This window comes from Rhizobacter sp., assembly GCA_021153565.1.
Classification (GTDB): domain Bacteria; phylum Pseudomonadota; class Gammaproteobacteria; order Burkholderiales; family Burkholderiaceae_C; genus Albitalea.
Genome location: JAJKJU010000060.1, coordinates 1 through 6,163, shown reverse-complemented (window position 1 = coordinate 6,163; position 6,163 = coordinate 1). Strand labels below are relative to the sequence as shown.

Annotated in this window: 5 protein-coding genes; 4 read left to right on the top strand and 1 reads right to left on the bottom strand. The window is 62.9% G+C overall.

Going from position 1 to position 6,163, the window contains the following annotated elements; all coding sequences use genetic code 11:
* Window positions 1-95 precede the first annotated feature (95 nt).
* Entirely contained in the window at window positions 96-1,298 is a 1,203-nt protein-coding gene (sorA, locus tag AC30NL_RS03930) for a SorA family sulfite dehydrogenase catalytic subunit (protein ID WP_489462706.1), read from the bottom strand.
* Between the two features lie 366 nt (window positions 1,299-1,664).
* Between sorA and AC30NL_RS03925 the strand changes: the two genes are divergently transcribed.
* The 4 genes from AC30NL_RS03925 to AC30NL_RS03910 all read left to right on the top strand — a co-directional run bounded on the left by AC30NL_RS03925 (window position 1,665) and on the right by AC30NL_RS03910 (window position 6,038).
* Window positions 1,665-2,798 (top strand): ABC transporter substrate-binding protein, encoded by a 1,134-nt coding sequence (locus AC30NL_RS03925; protein WP_489462705.1) that lies wholly within the window; start codon window positions 1,665-1,667, stop codon window positions 2,796-2,798.
* 13 nt (window positions 2,799-2,811) lie between these two features.
* Window positions 2,812-3,942 carry an ABC transporter substrate-binding protein gene (locus AC30NL_RS03920; RefSeq protein ID WP_489462704.1) on the top strand — a complete coding sequence of 377 codons (1,131 nt, stop codon included), beginning with the start codon at window positions 2,812-2,814 and terminating at the stop codon, window positions 3,940-3,942.
* Between the two features lie 16 nt (window positions 3,943-3,958).
* Window positions 3,959-5,005 carry a hypothetical protein gene (locus AC30NL_RS03915; RefSeq protein ID WP_489462703.1) on the top strand — a complete coding sequence of 349 codons (1,047 nt, stop codon included), beginning with the start codon at window positions 3,959-3,961 and terminating at the stop codon, window positions 5,003-5,005.
* 73 nt (window positions 5,006-5,078) lie between these two features.
* Window positions 5,079-6,038: a ketopantoate reductase family protein gene (locus AC30NL_RS03910; protein WP_489462702.1), complete on the top strand. Its 960-nt coding sequence runs from the start codon at window positions 5,079-5,081 to the stop codon at window positions 6,036-6,038.
* Window positions 6,039-6,163: the final 125 nt, after the last annotated feature.

Sequence of the window (6,163 nt, the reverse complement as noted above, 5' to 3'; positions counted from 1 at the left end):
GCGCAGCCATAGCCCGGGCTATGGCGAGCATTTGCAACGACGAGCAGGGGTCTTTTGGCGTGATGAGCGGGCATGATCGAAATACTCTCAGCCTCTCAGACAGCGACGACCTTGACCGACTCCTCGACGTTGCGCATGTAGCCAGCAGGCTGCCACAAGGCCTCCATCGGCTGGCTCTGGCCTGAACGATTCCAGGCGCGCACGCGAAGATCGTGGCTGCCTCTTTCCGGCGTGAAGCCGAATGTGAATTCGCGAAATGAATAGCGCCCGATGTCCTCGCCCAGCTTCGCCCCGCGCCAGCTTTGTCCGCCATCGGTCGAATACGCGACCTCGCGAATGCCCTGCCCGCCATCGAACGCAATGCCCCGCACCACCGTCAGCTGCCCTGCACGCAACTTCGCACCGTCCTGCACCGAGGTGATGAACGAACGCACGTTGAAGCGGCCGATCGGGCGCGTCGCTGCCGGCGTCGTTCCGGGCTCGACACATGCGCAGTCGTTGTCGGGCACGCGGTACGCCGGCTTCATCCAGAACCCGTCGTAGACCTGATCGATGACCTCGATCTCAGAGAGGTGCTTCATCCAGTAGGTGCCGTAGTACCCCGGCACGATCAGCTTCACGGGATAGCCATTGAGCATGGGAATGTCGGCACCGTTCATCTGAAAGGCGAGCATCACTTCACCATCCATGGCGTGATTCACATCCAACGCTTTCACGAAATCGCCGCCGCCGAAGAGCGCCGTGTCGAGCCCGTTGAACGTGACTTGACGTGCGGTGTTCTTCAACTCTGCACGTGCCAACACATCCTTCAGCGGCACGCCGAGCCAGCGAGCATTGCCCATGGCTCCATTGGACAGTTGGCCGCCCGTGACTCGCGGGTTGAAGTGACCGCGACTGTTTCCAGAACACTGGTTCACAGCCACGTATTCAATGGGCTTGAATTGCGTTCGCAAGTCCGCCATGGTCAGCTCAAACGATCTCCCCGCCGCATTGCCGCCGATCTTGATGACGTGCTTGTCGCCGTCGATTGAGGTTGGGATGCCCGCGTTGTGATAACGGACGAAGAAGGCATCGTTTGACGTGATGATGCCTTCATTGAAGAGGGGGAACGGCGTTTCCAACTGAGGCGGACGCGAGGTCAGCACGATCAAAGGCCGCTTCTCAGGGTATGCAACCAGATTGCGCGTGCCGTTCACGAGCGGCAGGTCGACCGTTTGGGCGACGGCCGTGCGGCTCAGGACACCGAGGCCAGCCGCGGCGAGAAGCCTGCGGCGCAGAAGATTCATAGAGTTATTCATTGTTCCTCCTTGTATGGCTACTGGGAGTGTGTAAGAGCCGTGCGCAGCTCGCAAGCGATGACGCATTTGCCCACACTGCATCAGCCAGTGCATCCAGTTTCCGTGCGGATACGAACGGACGACGATGCGAACGCCAAGCCCACCTGGACGCAACAAAACGTCCTGACTGCAACACGCTGTACACGGTCGCGTTTCAACCATCTCCGCCCAAGCGTGAAGTACCACACGTCATTTCCATCACGCCAAGCATGGAGAAAGAAACCAATTGTTTCCCAGGTAAGTTTGAGCAACGCTGGTCAAACCTCATTCGAGTTGCGCCGAAAGGCATATCACGTCGCCTTGGCGTGTTGTTCGGGGGGAATCAATATGAAACGCAGATCCTTCATGCTGGCAGCGTCCGCGGGCGCGGTCGGTGCGTCCGTGTTGCCTGTTTCATTCGCGCACGCCAACAACGCTCGCGTCATTCGCTTGGGGCAGTCGGCTTCTCTCACGGGCGGGCAGGCGGCATACGGCAAGGATGTGCAGAACGGCATCGCGGCTGCATTCGCCGCGGCTTCCGCGAATGAGGCCGCCACCGGCGTTCGCTACGAGTTGCTGACGCTCGACGACGGCGGCGTGCGCAGCCGCTGTCTCAAAAACGTGATGTCACTCACCGAGTCGGGCGTGGTCGCGCTCATCGGTCTCACCAGCGGCGCAGGTGCTGAAGCCTGCCTGCCGGTCGTCGAAGATTCGCAGATCGCGATGCTCGGCACCGCCAGCGGCAACATGGGCATCCGGGCCTCGAATCTCACCGGCACCTACCATGTGCGCGCCGGCTATGACGCTGAATACAGGCGCATGGTCAGCTATGTCAAGGACTTCGGGATGCAGCGCGTGGGCGTCGTCTACCTGGGCGACACCTCCAAGGCCAACCTCGATGCCATGAACGCGGCCCTGTCATCGCTCTCGATCACGCCCAAGGTCTCGGTGGCGATCGACCGCAACGCAACGTCCTTCGAAGGCGCGGCCAACGAGCTGCTCGCCGCACGACTCGACTGCGTGCTTTTCACCGCCAATGCCGCTCCTGTGGCGAAGATCATCGATCACATGCACCGGGGGAAATTCCCCGGCCTTTTCTATGCATCGTCCTTCGCGGGACAGGACCTCATCGACACTCTCACCGCGAAGCGTCAGAGCTGCGTGATGAGCATGGTGGTGCCGCGTCCGACAGCCATGGGCGTGAGCGTCGTGGCGCAATGCCAGCGCGATCTCGCGCTCTTGAACAACGGCGCCCGCATGGGCACGACAACGCTTGAAGGCTACATCGCCGGCCGCACCGCCATCGATGCGGCGCAATCCGCGATCAAGGCCGGCGGCGTCACCAGGGCACGCATGAAGGAATCGCTTGCAGGACTGCGAAGCGACCTCGGCGGCTACAAGGTGGAGTTCGCCGGCAGCTCGCAGGGCTCGCGCTATGTGGACCTGATCGCCATCGATCGTTACGGCCGACTCGTAGGCTGAGAAGGAGACTGAGATGAAAAGGCGTGATCTGCTCCTCGGTGCCCCTGCGCTTTGGACCGGCGTCGCAGCCGGCATTCCATCGCTGGCTTTCGCGCAAAGCACCGTCATCAAGCTGGGCCAATCGGCCTCGCTCACTGGCGCGCAAGCGCGCTATGGCGGCGACGTGCGCGATGGAATCGCCGCCGCATTGGCAGGTGCGAACCGCAATGACAGCAAGGGCCTGAAGTTCGAGCTCGTGACCCTGGACGACGGCGGCACACGCGACCGCTGCGTAGAGAACGTCAAGAAACTCATCGACGACGGCGCATCGGCGCTGATCGGCCTCACGAGCGGCGCGGCCGCCGAAGCCTGCATGCCCGCCATCGAGAAGGGCCAGATCGCCCTGATCGGCACTGCGAGCGGCAACATGGGCATTCGAGGCGCAGGCCAAACGGGCGCCATTCACGTGCGCGCCGGTTACGACGTCGAATACAAGCGCATGGTCAGCTACGTGAAGGACTTCGGGTTCCAGCGCGTGGGCTACGTTTTCCTCAAGGACACCTCGAAGGCCAACCTGTCGGCCATGACGCAGGCGCTCGACGCCGTGGGCATTCAGCCGGCCGTGGTGGTGGGCATCGACCGCAACACGAAGTCGCTGCAGCCGGCGGCGAAGCAACTGCTGGACGCCAAGCTCGACGTGGTGCTGTTCACCACCAACGCCGCGCCTGTGCTGTCCATCATCGAGCACATGAACAGGGCGAATTACCCCGGCATGTACTTTTCATCTTCCTTCGCGGGGCAAGACCTGATCGACGGCGTTGCCGCCACCAGGCGCAGCGTCGTGATGAGCCTGGTGGTGCCGCGCCCCACCGCCCTGGGCGTGGGCGTGGTGAACCAGTGCAAGCAAGACCTTGCCGCGCTCGGCACCGGCGCCACGCTCGGCGTGACGACGCTTGAGGGCTACATCGCAGGACGCGTCGCCGTGGAAGCGGGCAGAAACGCCATGAAGGCGGGCGGCACCAGCCGCGCGCGCATCAAGGACGCGCTCGCGAATCTTCGCGCTGATCTCGGCGGCTATCGCGTCGCGTATTCGCCGGACAACGCACAGGGATCTCAGTATGTGGAGATGGTGGTGATCGACCGCTTTGGTCGGATTGTTGGCTGATGGGGACGGGGAGTCCATGAAGTTTTCGATATGGAGGCAGGCCACGGCCGCCTCGACCGCGCTCGCTCTGTTGGCTGCGAGCGCCTCGACCAATGCAGCTTCCGGGCCCACGCCCGAGGAATGGCGTGACGCACGCGCGGCTGCAGCCGGATTGGCTGACGAACTGGCCCACCTGTGCCCTGTGGCCGCTCCCGGCAGCCAGAGCGAGTTCGAGTCCTGCCGAAAGGGCCTCTACAACAATTCTGCATTTCGCGACAAGCTCAATCCCATCGTGCTGTGGGGCCGTCAGCGCAATGCGAACGCCACCCTGGCCGCGACCTCGCTCACGCAATTCGCGCCAGACGTGCTGACCGGAATGTACTTGCCACTCTTCATGTTCAACGGCAAGCACACCATCGCCTACATCGAAGGCGAAGGGCTGTTCCAGATTCGGCTCGCGACAGCGTTCCGCAATCGGCTGGCACCCGGGCAATTCCCATATCCGTTCTGGCACGACGCCGAGAAATGGGCCACGTATCAAGGTGCGAACGAGGTGATCCTGTGGTGGGACCCGGCGCCCGGACGCGTCAAGGTCGCGCAGTTCACCGCCATGGGAGCGCAGCCGCCCATCGCCATCAGCGAGCCCGTGGCAGCGCCAAAATTCGACGGCCAATGGATGTGGTCCGACGCGCAAGGCAAGAGCCAGCCGAAGGTCACGCTCTTCGACGGTCTATTCAGCTCCGACAACCCCTATCTCGTCAAGCTGGAAACCTCGTACAAGGTACTCGCGCTGCGCCTTCGTGAAGGGCAATGCGACTCCTGCCACGTGCCCAACAACCCAGACAAGAGCAAGCGCCTCGTGCTGCTGCAAACTCCGGTGCACGCCGCGGGAGAGATTCAACGCCTCTTGAAGGCCGTGCGCGACGACCGCATGCCTCGCGATGAATTCGGCATCGAGAGCCCCTTGGACGCCAAGACCAAGAAGGCCCTGCTCGAAGACGGCGAAGCGTTCGCCAAGGTGGTGGACGCGGCCAAGCGCTGGGAAGCGCAAGCCCGCGAGCCCACACTCGCGAACAGCCAGTAGTCGCCCGCGCTGCCGAATCGTTGGAACGTTCGACACTACGATGTCGACGAATCAACTTCCTCAGGTTTGCGCCATGAAAATTGCGGTAATGGGGGCGGGAGCGGTCGGTTGCTACTACGGGGGCATGCTCGCCCGTGCGGGACACGACGTCACCTTGATCGGCCGGGCGCAACACGTGCAAGCCGTTCGTCGACACGGTCTGTTGCTCGACACGCAGACTTTCCAGACGCATGTGCCGATGAATGCAAGCACCGAAGCCAACGCCGTTCGCGGCGCGAAGCTCGTCCTCTTCTGCGTCAAGTCGACGGACACCCGGACCACCGCAGCCGACATGGCCCCGCACCTCGACCCGGACGCCCTCGTGTTCAGCCTGCAGAACGGCGTCGACAACGCCGAACACTTGCGGGCGGCACTTGCACAAGAGGTCGTCGCGGCGGTGGTCTACGTCGCCACAGAGATGGCAGGACCTGGTCACGTCAAACACCACGGACGGGGTGAGCTGGTCATCGGCCCCACGTCGAAAAGCGACGAGCTCATCGCGATGTTCGCCACCGCCGGCGTGCCCATGCAAACCTCCGACAACGTCGACGGTGCCCTGTGGTCGAAGCTGATCCTGAACTGCGCCTACAACGCCCTGTCGGCCATCTCGCAACTGCCGTATGGTCGTGTCGTCCAAGGCGAAGGCGTGCAAGACGTGATGCGAGACGTGGTGGCGGAGTGTCTTGCCGTGGCGCGAGCGGCTCGAGTCATTGTGCCCGGGGATGTATGGGAGGCCATTGAACGCATCGCGCGAACCATGCCTGCGCAGTTCTCGTCGACTGCTCAGGACCTTTCTCGTGGCAAGCGCAGCGAGATCGATCATCTCAACGGATATGTGCTGCGCAAGGGCGAGGCGCTCGGCATTGCAACGCCGGTGAATCGCGTGCTGCACAGCTTGGTAAAGCTCATCGAGGATCGCGACGCGGCGGGCGCCGCAGAGGCTGAGAGTTTTTCGAGCGTGCCCGAGCAGCACGTCAAAAGGCCCCTGATCTAGGCGCAAAGCGCAGCCATAGCTCGTGCTGCACTAAACCGCTGACGCGGTAGTGCTGCCGCCCAGTCCGGGGCCGGTTACATGGCGCGGTTCCCCTGGCGCCCTGGTTGGAGAACGATGGAGGGGCT

Excerpts from the sequence above, each read along its gene's own strand:
- AC30NL_RS03910 (WP_489462702.1), top strand. The coding sequence starts at position 5,079 with ATGAAAATTGCGGTAATGGGGGCGGGAGCGGTCGGTTGCTACTACGGG.
- AC30NL_RS03925 (WP_489462705.1), top strand. The coding sequence starts at position 1,665 with ATGAAACGCAGATCCTTCATGCTGGCAGCGTCCGCGGGCGCGGTCGGT.
- sorA (WP_489462706.1), bottom strand. The coding sequence starts at position 1,298 with ATGAATAACTCTATGAATCTTCTGCGCCGCAGGCTTCTCGCCGCGGCT.
- AC30NL_RS03920 (WP_489462704.1), top strand. The coding sequence starts at position 2,812 with ATGAAAAGGCGTGATCTGCTCCTCGGTGCCCCTGCGCTTTGGACCGGC.
- AC30NL_RS03915 (WP_489462703.1), top strand. The coding sequence starts at position 3,959 with ATGAAGTTTTCGATATGGAGGCAGGCCACGGCCGCCTCGACCGCGCTC.